This window comes from Limisphaera sp. VF-2 (assembly GCF_049537125.1).
Taxonomy (GTDB): Bacteria; Verrucomicrobiota; Verrucomicrobiia; order Limisphaerales; family Limisphaeraceae; genus Limisphaera.
Window position 1 is genome coordinate 125792 of record NZ_JBMVQY010000001.1, and the last position, 16126, is coordinate 141917.

Here is a 16126-nt window from a genome sequence, read left to right on the forward strand (position 1 = left end):
CGGCCGCGGCCCCGAATTCTTCCGCATGACAGGCCCGGCCGCCCCCATGCCAATTCTGCCGTTGCCCCGCTCCTTGCCCTTGACCAAACTGCGGCCCCTGTATGGGTAACGTGCGTAAACTGTATCCGTTCCATCTCATCGAGCCCAAATGGCAACGGATTTGGGAGCAGACCGGCACCTTCCGCGCCTTCAATCCGGGCGAGGAGATCCCTGCCGACCATCCCTTCGCGCGCCGACACGGCCTGGCCGGCCGGGTCAATGGCCATCAGCTCCCGCGCAAGTATTACATCCTGGACATGTTCCCCTACCCGTCCGGGGCCGGCTTGCACGTGGGCCATCCGGAAGGCTACACCGCCACCGACATCCTGGCGCGGTACCGTCGCGCCCAGGGCCTGCACGTATTGCATCCCATGGGCTGGGACGCCTTCGGTCTGCCTGCGGAACAATACGCCCTGAAAACCGGGCAGCACCCGCGCATCACCACCGAGCGCAACATCGCCACCTTCCGTCGCCAGATCAAGAGCCTCGGGTTCAGCTATGACTGGACCCGCGAGGTGGACACGACCGATCCGGCGTACTTTCGCTGGACGCAGTGGATTTTCCTTCAGATTTACAACTCCTGGTTCAATCCGGAGACACGGCGGGCCGAGCCCATCCACACCTTGCGCTATCCACCGGAACTGGAGCTGCCTCCCGGGCAGCGGGCTGACCCGGAACTGGAAGCACGACGTCGCGCCTACCGCGACGCGCGTCGGCTGGCCTACGTGGCCGAAGCTCCGGTCTGGTGGTGCCCCGCCCTGGGAACCGTGTTGGCCAACGAGGAGGTGGTCAACGGCCGCAGCGAAGTGGGGGGCCACCCCGTCGTTCGCCGGCCCATGCGCCAGTGGATGCTCCGCATCACCGCCTATGCCGATCGCCTGCTCGAGGACCTGGACCTGATCGACTGGAGCCCCTCGCTCAAGGAAATGCAGCGCAACTGGATCGGCCGCAGCGAAGGCGCAGAGGTCGTGTTTACGATCGACGATCCGGACCTGCCGCCCCACGAACGTCAGTTGCGCGTGTTCACCACCCGACCCGACACGCTGTTCGGGGCCACGTACATGGTCCTGGCGCCGGAACATCCATTGGTGCCCCGGATCACCCGCCCCGAACAACGGGCCGCCGTGGAAGCCTACCAGGCGGAAGTCCAGCGCAAATCGGATCTGGAACGCACGGACCTGGCTCGCGAAAAAACCGGCGTCTTCACCGGCGCCCACGCCATCAACCCGGTCAACGGCCGTCGAATTCCGATCTGGATCGCCGATTACGTGCTGCTCAGTTACGGCACCGGAGCCATCATGGCCGTGCCCGCCCACGATACGCGCGACCTGGAGTTCGCACAAAAATTCGGCCTGCCCATTGTGCAGGTGGTTCGACCGCCGGATGACAGCACCGACTGGCGCGGGTTCGTCGGCGACGGCGTGGCTGTCAACTCCCGGGGTCCCGACATCTGCCTGGACGGCCTGCCCACACCGGAAGCCAAACGACGCATCGTCGAATGGCTGGAAAGCAAGGGCCTGGGCCGCCGGACCGTCCAGTACAAGCTGCGGGACTGGCTCTTCAGCCGCCAGCGCTACTGGGGCGAACCGTTCCCCATCGTCTGGCGTCAGGACCCCCGCGGAGAATGGTATCACGAGGCCGTCCCGGAATCGGAGCTCCCGGTCCTGCCCCCGCAACTGGACGATTACAAACCCACCCCGGACGGCCAGCCGCCGCTGGCCCGCGCGCGGGACTGGGTGGAGCTGCCCGACGGCGGCCGTCGTGAGACGAACACCATGCCCCAGTGGGCCGGCAGTTGCTGGTACTACCTGCGCTACCTGGACCCTCGGAACAGCCAGCGTTTTGTGGATCCGACGGCCGAGCGCTACTGGATGGGCAGCGATCCCGCCGAAGGCCGGACCCCCGGAGTGGACCTTTACGTGGGTGGCACCGAGCACGCCGTGCTCCACCTGCTCTACGCCCGCTTCTGGCACAAGGTCCTCTACGACCTGGGCCACGTGTCCACACCCGAGCCGTTTTACAAACTGGTCAACCAGGGACTCATCCTCGGGGAGGACGGCCAGAAAATGTCCAAATCACGCGGCAACGTGGTCAATCCCGACGACATCCTGGCCCAGTACGGCGCCGACGCCTTTCGATTGTACGAGATGTTCATGGGCCCGCTCCAGGACACCAAGCCCTGGAGCACCAAGGGCGTCGAAGGCGTCTACCGGTTTCTGGGCCGCGTCTGGCGACTCTTCGTGGACGAGGCCAGTGAAACCGAACTGGAGCAGGCCCTCACCGTGACTCCGGCGGAGCAGCAGGAGGGCCTGTTGACGCAATTGCGAATGCACCCTTCCATCCGCGACGTGGAAGCCGACGCCGCCCAGGCCAGGGCCCTCCACGCCTGCATCAAGAAGGTCACCGAGGATCTCGAGGCGCTCCGCTTCAACACGGCCATCTCCGCCATGATGATCTTCACCAACACCGCTTCCACCTGGGAGGTGCGTCCGGCCCGCACCCTGCGGACGTTCCTCCAACTGCTGGCCCCGTTTGCGCCACATCTGGCCGAGGAACTGTGGGCGTTGTGGCACCGCACCTTTGCGCCCGCCGCGCCCGTACCCTGCCTGACCTACGAACCGTGGCCGGCCTACGACCCCGCCCTGTTGATCGAAGAGACCATCGAAATGGCCGTGCAGGTCAACGGGCGTGTCCGCGACGTAATTCGCGTGCCCCGCGATGCGGATGCCGCCACCGTTGAAAAAGCCGCATTGGCCGCCGAAAAGGCGCAGCCCTACCTGGCCGGGAAAACCGTTCGCAAGGTCATCGTCGTGCCCGGTCGCCTCGTCAACATTGCGGTGAGCTGATCCCTTCGCTATGGTTAAGCGGTATGTGGCGCTTGACCCGCCGGGAACAACAGGTCCTGTGCGTCATCCTGGGCCTGCTGCTGGTGGGATGGGCCGTCCGCACCCTGCGGCAAACCCGACCTCCACCCGAACCGGCGTGGGTTGAGCCGACCCGACCCTGACACTATGCACGAAGTGGCATTGGAACAGGCACTGGATCGGATCGTGGCTCAAGACCCGCGGTATCCGCGGGATGCCTACCATTTCGTTCGCGAAGCCCTGGAGTATACCCAGAAAATGGTCAGCCGCGGTCAGCGCGGCCGACTGCGCCACGTCACCGGGCAGGAACTCCTGGCCGGCATTCGGGCTTACGCCATCGAGCAGTTCGGTCCCATGGCACTGACCGTGTTCGAAGAATGGAACATCCGTTCCTGTCGCGACTTCGGCGAAATCGTTTTCAACATGGTGGACGCGGGCATTCTGGCCAAAACCGAACAGGACAGCCGGGCCGACTTCGAGAACGGCTACGACTTCGAAGAGGCCTTCCGTAAGCCCTTCCTGCCGCCCAGCAAACAGGCGGCCTGGGAAAAGGAACGCAGAACCGCCTCCGCCGGCCACTGACTGTGCACAAACCCCACTCGTCGTCCAGCCCCGGCGCAATCCGGGCCGCCCCCTGCCGGCGGGCATCCCTCTTAAAAGCAGGGGCGGCCGGATCCACCGATCCGAAACGGCCGAAGGAGCTTCCGTGAGAAAATCTCCCCCTCTCCGATCCACCCGTCTGGTGGCCAGCCCGCCCCGGCCCCTCCGCGATTTGCCGGCGGTCCCGCCCGACATTCGACTCGTTTCTCTCCAAAACGGCCTGACCATCATCGTGCGCGAGGACCACAGCGCCCCGGTCGTGTCCGCGCAAGCCTGGTGCATGTCCGGCAGCGTCCACGAAGGTCGATGGCTCGGCGCCGGCCTGTCCCATCTGCTGGAGCACATGCTCTTCAAGGGCACCAAGACCCGCCCGGCCTCCCGCATCGATCAAGAGGTCCAGGCCGCCGGAGGCTATATCAACGCCTATACGTCCTTCGACCGTACGGTCTTTTACATCGATGTGCCCTCCTCGGGCACCCGCGTGGCCCTCGACGTCCTCTGCGACATCATGCAGCACGCGACGCTGCCGGCGGCCGAACTGGCCAAGGAACAGGACGTCATCCGGCGCGAGATGGACATGTGCCAGGACGATCCCCATCGCCGGTCCAGTCAACGGTTGTTCGAGGTGGCCTACACCCGCAGCCCCCTGCGTTTCACCATCATCGGGTATCCCGACCTCTTTAACGCCGTGCGGCGTGCGGATCTGCTGGCCTATTATCGCGAAAAATACGCCCCCAATAACGTCTTCTACGTGGTCGTTGGCGACGTGGACGCCGCCGCCGTGCTCGAGCAAATCCAGCAGGCATACGCCCAATCCCGGGCCAAACCGCTGCCGCCGGAGGTCCTCCCCGAGGAACCCCGCCAAACCGCGCCGCGGGAAATCCTGGAAGAGGCCCCCATCGAACTGGGCCACCTCCACGTCGCATGGCATATCCCGGATGCGCGTCATCCCGATCTGCCCGTGCTGGAAGTCCTGGCGACCGTGTTGGGCCAGGGTCGCAGCTCCCGGCTGTATCAACAGATCCGCGAAAAGCAGAAGCTGGTCACCAGCATCGATGCCTGGACCTACACCACCAGCCTCCCGGGGCTCTTTGGCCTCAGCGCCACCATGGAGCCCGACAAACTCGACTCGGCCCGACGCGCAATCTTCGCCGAGATCCAGCGGCTCCAGGACCGTCCGGTCACCGAGAGCGAGCTGCAGAAAGCCGTCAAACAATGCACCACGGCTTTGCTGGCCACGCGCAAAACCATGGCCGGGCAGGCACAGGACCTCGGCGGTTGCTGGCTGCTGGCCAACGATCTGGGCTTTTCCCAGCGCTACCTGGAAGCCATTCAGCGCCTGCGGCCCGCCGATCTGCTCCGCGTGGCCCGCACCTATTTGGTGCCCGAAAACCGCACCCTGTACGGCCTCTGGCCCAAGGGTCGCGTTCCCCGGGCCACCGTCACACTCCCCAGCACCCGGAGTGAACCCATTCAAAAGGTGGAGTTGGCCAACGGATTGCGTCTCCTTCTGAAACCGGACCAGCGCCTGCCTTTCGTGGAATTGCGGGCGGTCTTCCAGGGAGGCGTCCTGGCGGAGACCCCCGAGACCAACGGGTTGACCGCCCTCATGGCCCGACTTCTCCTGAAGGGCACCCGGAGACGTTCCGCAGAGCAGATCGCGCGCACCATCGAGTCCGTGGGCGGTCCCCTCGACACCTACAGCGGCAACAACAGTTTCGGTGTGAGCGCAGAGGTGCTCCACGACGATCTCCCCCTGGCCCTGGAACTCATGGCCGAGGTCCTCTTGCAACCCACGTTTCCCGAAGCGGCCTTCGCGCACGAGCGCGAGGTTCAACTGGCCAAACTCCGCGCTCGCAAGGACGACCTGCTCACCCGGGCTCTGCTGGCCCTGCGCCGCGGTCTGTTCGGCTCGGCCGGCTACGGCCTCGATACCCTCGGCACCGAGACCAGCCTCGCCCGGCTCAACCGCGACCTCGTCCGCGATTTCCATCGCCAATGGACCCTGCCGCAAAACTGTGTGCTCGCCGTCTTCGGCCACATCGATCCGGACACTACGCACAAAGCCGTGGAAAAGGTTCTGGGCCGGTGGCCCAATGCGTCCTCCCTTCCAAGCCTGCACCTTTCTCCGCCCCGCTCACCCCAACAGGCGGAGCGCATCCGCGAAACCCATGAGAAACGACAGGCGGTCCTGGTCATGGGCTGGCCGGGCGTGCGCCTGGACAGCGAGGACCGTTTCGCCCTCGAACTGATCCAGGAACTCTGCAGCGACCTCGGTTCCCGGCTCTTCTTACGCGTCCGGGAAAAACTCGGCCTGGCCTACTACGTCGGCGCCCAGAACTTCATGGGACTGTCCCCGGGCTACTTCGCCTTTTACGCCGGGACCGACCCGGCCAGGGCGGCCCGCGTCGAGCGCGAGCTGGCAGCCGAGGCCCGCCTGCTGCGCGACCGCGGGGTTACTGCGGAGGAATTGGAGCGCGCCAAAGCCAAGCTCCTCGGCCAAAAGAAAATCGCCCGCCAGGAACTCGGAAACCTGGCACAACTCACTGCCCTGGACGAGCTCTACGGCCTCGGCTACCAGAACTTCGACGCCGAAGACGCGCGCATCGAAGCCGTTACCTTGGAGGAAGTTCGCTCTGTGGCCGCCCGGTATCTCGACCCCGACCGCTACGTGTTGGCCATTCTCGAACCCGAGTCCAAGCGGAAACAGCAACCGGAAGGTTGAACAGCCTTCAGCGGCCGAACAGCACCGCCGCAACGCCCGCCCATGACCTCGTCGGCCCTGCCGGTTTTTGTGGCCGTGCTGGCCCTGGCCGTCGTCGCCTTCCTCCTGCGACGACACCTGTTACCGCCCTCACGGTCCCTGGATGCGCCCTACGTTCGAGTCCCCGTGCTGCTCAGCCCTGCCGAGCGATCCTTCTACGGAGCTCTCCAACAAGTCCTGGGCGGAAGGTGCGTCGTCTTCGCCAAAGTCCGGCTGGCCGACTTGATCCGCCCCAGACCCGGCCTCTCGCGCCCGGCAAATCGACGCGCTTTCAATCGGACCCTCGGCAAGCATGTGGACTTCGTTCTTTGCGACCCGGACTGGCTTCGCGTTGTGGCTGTGATCGAGTTGGACGATCGCTCGCACCGTTGGAAACACCGCGCCGCGCGCGATCAGTTCGTGGCATCCGCGCTGGCCGCTGCGGGGATTCCGTTGCTGCGCATTCCCGCAGCCGCAGCCTACGCGCCCTCGGAATTGCGCGCCCGGCTCGACCCGTGGCTTCGATCGTCCGGGGATCACCCACCCTGAAACGGCGCTGCTGCAATCGCGGGCGGCACTCCTCCCTGTCGCGGACCTGATGCTGCGGCGACAACCGTGCTTCACGGCCGTGCGGATCGGTTTCCAGACATTGCGAGTGCTTCACAGGGCCGGGGCAGCCGTCGATTCGGTCCGGTCAACTCCAGGTTTCGATCTGGCGCTTACCTCCGCCGCTGCCCCGATTCGCTCAATTCGCCCCCTGCCGATGCCGATACCCCTTGGGGGCTCGGGAAGCAGGCACGGCCGGTCCGTAGACCGGAGGAACAGGTCTTCACCCGGCCATGAGGGATCCTGCCCAACGGAGGCAACGACCGTTGGGCTTCAATGGCCATGTCTGTGCCGGTCACGACCCCCGCCAACTCAAGCGCCCGAATCGAACGCCAACGTCCAGCTCGCTGGCTCGTATGAAGCACAACGTCACCGAAGCAGACCTTGCCCGCCTGACTGCGGCCCTCGAAAATCTGAGGCCCCAAATCAAGCCCTCTCAGGACCCGGTCTGGTCCATGGCCATCCCGTTCCGCGTGGTTGACTGCGTTCTCTCACTCGGACTCCGTTATGACTCGGTCGTGGCGCCGCGGGTTCAAACGTTCCAACGCGCTCACCCCGACCTCACCACGCTGGCCCAACTTCAGGCGTTGATTCAGCGCCATCCCACACCCGCCCTCTTTCTCGCCGCTGAACTTCGCCCGCGTAACGCCGGCCGTGCCGAGACGCTGGCGCGTGTGGTCGAGTTCCTGCTCAGCATCGCAAAGGGAACCGCGGAAGACGAACAGGCGGCCAGCCTGCGACGCTGGGCTGAACAGGCCGGGCCCCACGAGCACCGGGCACTCGGCATCCGTGGATTTGCCCTGGTTGGTTTCCAATACCTGCGCATGCTCCTCGGCGCCTCGACGATCAAGCCCGATCGCCATCTTCAAGGCTTCGTGGCCGGGGCAGTGGGCCAAAGCGTCACGGCAGAAGACGCGCTGCACCTGATGGAGAAAGCCTGCGCGGCTCTGGGCCTTTCCCCAAAAGACCTCGATACATCCATCTGGGAAATGAAAGCCAGATCGCAGAAGCCGCAGGCCCGCCGGACCTGTCCACACGGCCACTACGGACCGGGTCGGGCTCGATAAAACTGCCGCGGCTGCTCCGCCGACACAGGAAACTCGCGCCGCGGGCTGGAGCCCAGATTCACCGTGGTGACCGGACTCCATTGGCGCAGATCGGCGGATCCCTCCACGACATAGCTGGTGTTGGTGCGGCCGCGAAGGGCCAGCCATAACTGGCCGGCTTCATAACGCAGGGCTTCCAACACGGGTCGGAGCGACGGCTCCGTCACCTCCACCGTCTGGATCGAGAGGGTGCTGGACGCATTGCCGCCAGGGGGAGAGTACACGCGCCAGACCGATTCGCTCAGCGAGGCCACGTAAAGGTTCCCCACTGCGTCCCAGGCAACGGCCGAGTAGGCCTGGTCGGTCCGGGGCAAAGTCGCCACCGGCTCCCCCGTCACGGCATCGAAGATCATGACGCGGCCCCCGCGATGGATTCCACCGGAAAACACCCCGCGAAACGCCACGGCCAGATACCGCCCCATCGGATCCACAGCCACGGCCGTTGCGCCACGCAAATTGTCGTCCCCGGCTCCCACGGTCCAGGTCGCCTCTCGCAACCCCACCGGCTCGTTGGTCCAGTAAAAAAACGCCAGCACGCGCGGCGCCGGATCCCCACTGGCCGTTCTGGGCTGCACCGCAAACAGCCAACCCCCAGCCCCCTCCGCCACATCCGCAGGCGCCACGGTCAGGTCCGAACCTGCACCAGCCACCACGGCCAACACCCCCGGATCGTTCGCCTCTGCCACGCCCTCGGCGTCCAAGAACCACCCGTACACCCCTGGACCGGCACTGGTCACCGCTTGCGCCATCCACAGGCGGACCATTTGGCTCCTAGGACTCAGTCCAAAGCCGGTCATCGAGGCGTCTGCCTGGGGCGAATTCCCCGGCCCCCAGGCCACCCGCCGGCTCGCAGACGACACCTCCGGGCCAAAGCGCAGCAACAGCTGTTGCGCCCCATCCCAGACGTAGAGCCAACCGTTGGCACCCACCTCCAAGTCGCCCGGACTGGTCCCGTCCGCAGCCCAGGGCCAGCCCCCGTCGGTCCACGCACCCTCCTCCACGGGCGATCCATCCGCGTGAAACCTCAAAATGCCGGGCCGATCGCCCTCCATGAACTCGGCATTCGGACCCGCCCTGCCATTGGCCACAAACACGCGACCGTAAAAAGGACTCGTCGGATCCCGGTGCACCGCAATGCCCGTGGGGGCGTAGACGTAATTGCCCAGGTTGAAATCGTCGCTGGTCTGGGTCCAGGTCTCGAATCCATGCGCGGCCGCGGTCACGCGCACGCGATAACTCCCGCAACAAACCGGTTGACCGAACATGTCCCTCCCATCCCACACGACGGTGTTTTCCCCGCGGACCGTGCCCGGTCCGCCGCCGGCCAGGGACATCACGCGGACCGGTACGTTTCCCTGGAGAATCTCGAGGGTTACCCCTGCCGTGGCCGGCTCGTTGAGCACGTAACGGATCTCCACCGTGCCCCCGGAGTCCGGCTGCAGGCTGCCGAAAAGCCGAATGTGCGTGGCATAAACATTGGCGTGTGCCGTCCCGAGCCAGGGCCACGCCCCGGACAATCCCAACCACACGATGAGCCCCGGGAGACGGAATCGAAGCACAATTTTACCAACCCCTCGACATCCTCGAATCAGATTCATGGCTCGGACACTTGTCTCGATGGCCAGCCCCCTCACGCACCGGTCCCTTTGACTTCGCCCGTTCCGATGTCACCGCTTCCTCTCTGGCTCCCCAACTGCGGGTGAGACCCTAAGCTCGAGCAGCCCTGCGACGCAAGGCCGGAGTCCGTCGACACCGCCAGAGGCCAGCGTTCCGCAACTGTGAGTTGCGGGGGGACTGAGGCAGCTCGGGTTGGAGGTGGCATTGGGCTTTGGGATTCCACTGGTCCGGCTCGTGCTGGAGCTGTGCCGGCTTGTCGGACCTGCGAGAGGCGACCGGTCCGGATCGAATGGCAACTGCGGCCCCGGCGTTGGAATCGGCGGTTGGTTTCCCCTTCAAGGTCCATGCCCCTGCGCGCGAACCACTCGCAATCGCGAGCGCCCGGCGTACAGCTCGCACGCGGGGAAGCGAGAAGTTGCCGCCAGGGGTCAATGCCTTCGCGATGACGCAGCAGATCGTTCATACGTGCCTGAGATTCCCTGCGCCGTTGAGGAGGCAGGCGACCGGCGCGCAGCGCCTCCAAGACCGCGTGGCTGGCGGCGTTCCAGATCGGGCGGGCCAGCCAGTGGAACTACTTCTGCCAAGGTCCGCCAAAAGCCAGCAGTTACAGCTTGCCGGCCTGCAGCGCGGGTGACCCCCAGGATGGCGGTTTCCCGATCATGGACGTTTTTGCAAGCCGACCGTTCCCGGGGTGGTGACAAAAACGAAGACTGGGGAACGCACCGTTCCTGAAACGGGCTCGGCCGTGTGTGGCACGTCCGCTTCGCCTCCGTCTTTTCCGTCCCGGCCGCCAGTCAAAGAACACCAGGAGGCCGCGGCAAGAGTCGTTTCTGGACCAAAGCACGGAGATCTCCTCGAAAAAACCGTGGCTCGTAGTTTCCAACAAGGCCTCTCGCAACAGCCTGCTGGGGTTGTCCTCCTCTCTGCCCGGCCGCAGGCGAGGCGTCGGGGTTTCTTCCTCACGGACCAGAAGAGCATTCTGCGAGTCCCACACCCACCAGGATTCGGCCCCTCCCCGAACCGGAATCCGGAGCCGTGGTTCCCTGAGGTCCGGTTGCAGGGCAGCCGGGTTTCGCCCAAACTGGTGGTCATGAAACGAGCGTTGTCAGCTCCGGCTTTCCGTCGGTTCGCAATCTGGGTGGATCGTGGCACTCGATCGACCGGCGCCTGCTGCCGGCCGGGCCACGCGGCGTCGAGAAGGCCGTTGCGGGGCGTTCCTGCATGAGCACGCATCCTGGTTTTGGCGCTCACACGGATCCCAGTTTTCGCTCGGCACCGCGTCCGGCGGGCGAGGTGATTCGCCGGGTTTCCGTGTACCTGCGTCCCTACTGGCCGATGGCGCTGGGCACGGTGCTGTGCGCCGTGCTTTCGCTGGCCGCGGGTCTTGCCTATCCCAAGCTGACGCGGCTGCTCATTGACGAGGTCATCAGCGCCGGCCGACGGGAATGGCTCACGCCGGCGGCGCTCGGGCTGTTGGCCGCCTTTTTCCTGCGCGAAGCCTTCAACAGCCTGCGCATCCGGATCAACAACCGGCTCGAACAGAACGTGATTTTCGACATGCGCTGCCAGGTGTATGCGCGTCTGCAGCGGCTGCCGGTGGTCTGGTTCGATCAACGGGCCACGGGCGACATCATGACCCGGGTGATCGAGGACGTGAACCAGGTCGAGCGCCTGTTGATCGACGGCACCGAGCAGGGAACCGTGGCGCTGCTGAGCATCGCTGGCGCCCTGGTGTTCATGTGGCTTTACAGTCCTACGCTGACCCTGGTGGCACTGGCACCGGCCCCTTTGCTGGTGGCCGGCGCGCTCTGGTACACGCTAACAGCACATCGGCGATACCGCAGGCAGCGGGAGGCCGCCAGCGCGATGAATGCCCTGTTGATGGACAACCTCCAGGGCATCCGGGAGGTGAAGGCCTTCGGCCGCGAAGCGCACGAGGACCAGCGGTTCGCCGCGCGGGCCGATGCCCTCCGCCAGGGTACCCTGGTGGTCATGCTGGCCTGGGCCTGGTACGGGCCCGGCATGCAGTTCCTGGGCGCCCTCGGCATCGGATTGATTCTGTGGGTGGGCGGCGGACTGGTCCTGCAGGGTCGGATGGAAGTCGGTCAGCTCGTGGCCTTCATGCTTTATGCCGGCATGTTCTTCTACGAACCGATCGGACGCCTGCACGGTCTGAATCAGATGCTGCAGGCCGCCCGAGCGGCGGCAGCGCGCGTGTTCGATATCCTCGATGCCGAACCGGAACGCGCGGACCGACGCGCCACGCTACGGCGTCCCGTCCGCGGTCAGGTCATCTACGAGGATGTCTGCTTCTCCTATCCGGCCGTGGACGAGAACGGTCAGGTGACCCGGGGCCGCCCGGTTCTGCGCCACATTCATTTGCGAGCGGAGCCGGGCCAAATGATCGCCCTAGTCGGGCCCACGGGGGCCGGCAAATCCACGCTGGTGCATCTGCTGCCGGCCTTTTATGAGCCCACCGCGGGGCGGATTCTCATCGACGGGCAGGACATCCGGGACATCCGACTCGACTCGTTGCGCGCCCATATCAGCATCGTGAGCCAGGAGCCTTTTCTCTTCAACGGCACCGTGCGCGAAAACATCCTCTACGGCCGTCTGGATGCCTCGGAAGAGGAACTGATCGCGGCCGCCCGGGCGGCCAACTGCCACGAGTTCATCCTCCGGCTCCCCGAAGGATACGACTCCCGCGTGGGCGAACGCGGCGTCAAGTTGAGCGTGGGGGAAAAACAACGGATCAGCATCGCCCGCGCCCTTCTGAAGAATGCGCCCATTCTGATTCTGGACGAGGCGACCGCCAGTGTGGACACCGCCACGGAACGCCTCATCCAGGAGGCATTGGACCGTCTGCTGGCCGGGCGCACCAGCTTTGTGATCGCTCACCGGCTCAGCACCGTGCGCCGCGCGCACCAGATCCTGGTCCTGCGCCAAGGGGAAATCGTCGAGCGGGGCACGCACGAAGAACTGCTGGCGGCCGACGGGCTGTACGCACGGCTGGCACGCATTCAAGATACCCGGTCGATCGAGGAGAGCTTCGTCCGCCTCGGCCTCGGCTAAAGTTCTACAGGCCGCGCCCGTCCGCACCACCGGTGAGTGGCGCGGTCCCGGCGACAAATCTCATCCCTGCCGCGCGATGTCCCCCTCCCCTGCCCCGCGCCATTCTCATCCTCTTGCAACCGCAGGAGGGTCGGGCCAGGGTGCTCGGATGCACGACCCGGTGTCGTCCGTGTGAACCTCGTTCTTGCCGCAGGTGTTCCGAGACAAAAAAGCCGGTCAGCCGGCTCCCGTTCGGCCCCGGGACGTTCGGAACAGGACCGCAGCCGAGCTGGCCGGCTCCGGGGCGCAGGGCGGCAAGCCGCGGTTCCCCCTGGCGAGCCTCGACCGACACTCCTCCTGTCCTGGCAATTCGCAGCTGCAGCGCCCGGAGTCGGGTGATACGCTGCGGATTGTGCATGCGCTGGTGGAGGATTTTCTGGTGCACCTGCGGCACGAACGCGGCCAGAGCGAGGCCACGCAAAAAACCTATGCCCACGCCCTGGGACGTTTTATCGCCTGGGCTGCTGCCCATCAGCTGCAGGACTGGCGGCAGGTCACGCTCCAGCACTTGTTGCAGTTCCTGCACCACGAACGCCAGCGTCCCGCGCACGGCCCGGGCAAGAGCCCGCGTCAACGTCCGCTCAGCAGCGAAACCCTCTACCTGACCCTTGCCGCTCTGCGGGCTTTCTACCGGTACGCCGTCCGGGAGGGACACCTGCCCTGCAACTTCGCCGAACATATTGCCCTCCCCCGACGCTGGATGCGGCTGCCCAAGGCACTCTCCCTGGACGAAATCGAGCGTCTGCTTCAACCTCCTCCGGACCCTGAGACGCCCGAAAGTCTCTGCGATCAAGCCATACTGGAGCTGGCCTACGCATCGGGTCTGCGCTTGAGCGAGTTGCGATCCCTCCGACTCGAGCAACTACACCTTGAAAGCGGCTTTTTGAGCGTGGTTGGCAAGGGCAACAAGGAGCGCGTCGTCCCGGTTGGCCGGAAGGCCGTCGCCGCCCTGCAACGCTACCTGGAGCTGGGTCGCCCGAAGCTGGTTCGGCCCCGATCCCCGGGCACCGTCTTTCTCACCAGCCGCGGCACGGCCTTTCATGCGACCACCCTCTGGCGCCGCATCAAAAAACGCGCCCGCCAGGCCGGTATTCAGCGTCCCCTGACGCCTCACATGCTCCGGCACAGTTTCGCCACCCATCTGCTCGAGCATGGGGCCGATCTTCGCGTCATCCAAGAGCTGCTCGGGCATGCCAGCATCCAGACCACGGAGATCTACACGCACGTCGGCGCCTCGCGGCTTCGCGACATCCACCGGAGGTTTCATCCTCGAGCCGTCAAACCGGCCGAGCCCGAAGCGCCGCAGCCGCGTTCACCGGGCTAGCCCAGCTGCCGGAGGGTCCGATCCAGCAGTTGCAGGCCTTCACGGGCCTCGTCCTCGCCCAGGTTCAACGCCGGCAACAACCGGATGACGTGCGTCCCTGCGGGGATCACCAAAAGTCCGCTTTCCAGCAACATGGTGGTCAGACGGGCGGCCGGGCTTTTTCCGGGCTCGCCGCTCAGCGACGGCACTTCGGGCTGCAATTGCAGACCCAGCATGAGCCCCAGCCCCCGTGCCGACGCCAGAACGCGCGGATACCGCGCCACCAGATCCTGCAGGCCGGCCAGCAACAGCTCCCCCACTCGCCGCGCGTGCGCGGCCAGCCCTTCACCTTCCACCACGCGCAACACTTCCAACGCGACTGCACACGCCAGGGGGGTTCCGCCAAACGTCGTGCCGTGACTGCCCGGCCCCAACAAGTCCGCGTAAGCGTCGCGAACCCAAAAGGCCCCGATGGGAAACCCGCCTCCCAGGGCCTTCGCCATGGCCACGCCGTCGGGCAAAAAGCCGTCGGCTCCGGGAACACCCTCCAGGATGCGCTGCCAGCTCAGGAACCGACCGGTGCGGAAGTACCCGCACTGCACCTCATCCATGAGAAGCAGCAACTTGTGTTCGTCGCACAGGCGGCGGAGACCCAGGAGGTAGTCCGGCGACGCGACATTCACGCCCCCCTCGCCCTGAACGCCTTCGATCAACACGGCCACCGTGGCCGGAGACAGGGCCCTCTCCACTGCGGCAAGGTCGTTGTAAGGCACATGGCGAAATCCCGGGACCATGGGTTCGAACCCCTGTTTGACCTTGTCCTGGCCGGTGGCGGAGATGCCTGCCAGAGTGCGACCGTGGAACGATTGATACGTGGTCAGAATCTCGAACCGACCCTCGGCGTGTCCGAACTTTCGGGCCAGCTTGAACAGTCCTTCGTTCGCTTCCGCGCCACTGTTACAGAAAAACACCTTCCCGGGCCCCGTGCGCACAACGAGTTCCCGCGCCAGTTGCCCCTGGGGTTCGGTGTAGTAGTAGTTCGAACAATGGATCAGCTGCCGCGCCTGCCGTTCCAGGGCCTGCACCATGGCGGGGTGCGCGTGCCCCAGGGCGTTGACTGCGATACCGCCGCCCAGGTCGAGGTACCTCCGGCCCCGCTCGTCGAACAGATAGCTGCCCTGACCGCGCGTGAAAACCACCCCCAGCCGCGCGTAGGTCGGCACCACGTAGTGGTCGTACAGGGCCCGAACGGTGGGGCCGGAGCCGGCCGAATCGCACCGCTGCCCGTTGGTCGCGTTTCCCTGAACCTCGAGTTTGGTCATTGGCCCGCCATCTTGGGATCCCCTTTGACCGACGCAAGGTCAAAGGCGTGTTTGATCCCACACGAGCGAACTCGGTTGAACAGCTCCGGGTCCGAACCTCCCGGGAAAATCGTGGTTTCCCGCACCTGCGCGCGCTGGGGACACAGGGCGTTGCTCCGCGCCCTCAACCTTGTCCAAAGGTTGAAAGACGACATCGAACCTGCCCTTGGGGCTTGTGGCTTGCGAAAGATCCCATCACAGCCCTTGATTCGATCTCCCGGACACCCCAATCCGACCCCCACGGGGAAAGTCACCCCGGGCCAAGGGAGAGGCCGAGCAAACGTCCCCAAGAGGGGAAACGGTGAGGTGTCCTGCTAGTTTCCCTGTCTCGTTCCTTGGGTGGTGCTTTCCTAGGATCCCCCGGGGTCATGAAGGCTCGGGATCGCTCGAGGCGCAAGGTAGTGGTCGGGGGCATGTGGGGGTCGGGTCCGACGGCCCACAGGGGGTGACGTCAAGAGCGGCGGTTGAACCAGGAACGGTACGGATTTCGAAGCCGATTTCTTCCTTGCGGGGGGCGCAGCCTTCCGTGGCCATTGAACCTGAACCTCCTCATTTGTAGAACCGGCTGCTGCCTCAACTCTTTTGGCTCCAGTGCGTTGACCCGTAAGCTTGGTCCCCTCTGCGCCACTGGTCAGCCCTATATCGTTACCGAATGTAAGATTCTCCAGAAACGAAGTCGGGATTCTTTACACTTCCGCGAGGCGGCGAGAAGATTTTTCTAATCGATTGCAATCCAGCATGTTGTGGCGGATCAAAGTCCCGAACAGGGCCGACGA

The 16126-nt window shown here is 65.2% G+C and carries 10 protein-coding genes; 8 read left to right on the plus strand and 2 right to left on the minus strand.

Annotated elements, in window-relative coordinates; all coding sequences use genetic code 11:
• The first annotated feature begins 101 nt into the window (after window positions 1-101).
• The 6 genes from leuS (at window position 102) to ACPDIT_RS00490 (ending at window position 7919) form a co-directional block, all read left to right on the plus strand.
• Complete coding sequence (gene leuS / locus ACPDIT_RS00465; protein WP_423440578.1) at window positions 102-2885, plus strand: leucine--tRNA ligase; 2784 nt, start codon at window positions 102-104, stop codon at window positions 2883-2885.
• Between the two features lie 23 nt (window positions 2886-2908).
• A complete protein-coding gene (locus ACPDIT_RS00470) occupies window positions 2909-3046 on the plus strand; it encodes a hypothetical protein (RefSeq protein WP_423440580.1) in 138 nt (45 codons plus the stop codon).
• A gap of 4 nt (window positions 3047-3050) precedes the next feature.
• Entirely contained in the window at window positions 3051-3485 is a 435-nt protein-coding gene (locus ACPDIT_RS00475; RefSeq protein WP_423440581.1) for a Minf_1886 family protein, read from the plus strand.
• Window positions 3486-3609: 124 nt separating this feature from the next.
• On the plus strand, window positions 3610-6228 hold the full coding sequence (locus ACPDIT_RS00480; RefSeq protein WP_423440583.1) for a M16 family metallopeptidase: 2619 nt from the start codon (window positions 3610-3612) through the stop codon (window positions 6226-6228).
• Between the two features lie 42 nt (window positions 6229-6270).
• The gene (locus ACPDIT_RS00485) at window positions 6271-6795 is read left to right on the plus strand and encodes a DUF2726 domain-containing protein (RefSeq protein ID WP_423440585.1); all 525 of its coding nucleotides are present in this window, start codon (window positions 6271-6273) and stop codon (window positions 6793-6795) included.
• A 413-nt stretch (window positions 6796-7208) separates the two neighbouring features.
• Window positions 7209-7919 (plus strand): hypothetical protein, encoded by a 711-nt coding sequence (locus tag ACPDIT_RS00490; RefSeq protein WP_423440587.1) that lies wholly within the window; start codon window positions 7209-7211, stop codon window positions 7917-7919.
• On the opposite strand, the gene ACPDIT_RS00495 is transcribed toward ACPDIT_RS00490, so the two are convergent.
• On the minus strand, window positions 7895-9556 hold the full coding sequence (locus ACPDIT_RS00495) for a hypothetical protein (RefSeq protein ID WP_423440589.1): 1662 nt from the start codon (window positions 9554-9556) through the stop codon (window positions 7895-7897). The genes ACPDIT_RS00490 and ACPDIT_RS00495 overlap by 25 nt on opposite strands.
• 1240 nt (window positions 9557-10796) lie before the next feature.
• On the opposite strand from ACPDIT_RS00495, the gene ACPDIT_RS00500 reads away from it, so the two are divergent.
• On the plus strand, window positions 10797-12647 hold the full coding sequence (locus ACPDIT_RS00500; protein ID WP_423440591.1) for an ABC transporter ATP-binding protein: 1851 nt from the start codon (window positions 10797-10799) through the stop codon (window positions 12645-12647).
• A 391-nt stretch (window positions 12648-13038) separates the two neighbouring features.
• Window positions 13039-14010: a tyrosine recombinase gene (locus ACPDIT_RS00505; protein ID WP_423440592.1), complete on the plus strand. Its 972-nt coding sequence runs from the start codon at window positions 13039-13041 to the stop codon at window positions 14008-14010.
• Here the strand turns inward: ACPDIT_RS00505 and ACPDIT_RS00510 are convergent.
• Window positions 14007-15311: an aspartate aminotransferase family protein gene (locus tag ACPDIT_RS00510; RefSeq protein ID WP_423440594.1), complete on the minus strand. Its 1305-nt coding sequence runs from the start codon at window positions 15309-15311 to the stop codon at window positions 14007-14009. The genes ACPDIT_RS00505 and ACPDIT_RS00510 overlap by 4 nt on opposite strands.
• Between the last annotated feature and the right edge of the window lie 815 nt (window positions 15312-16126).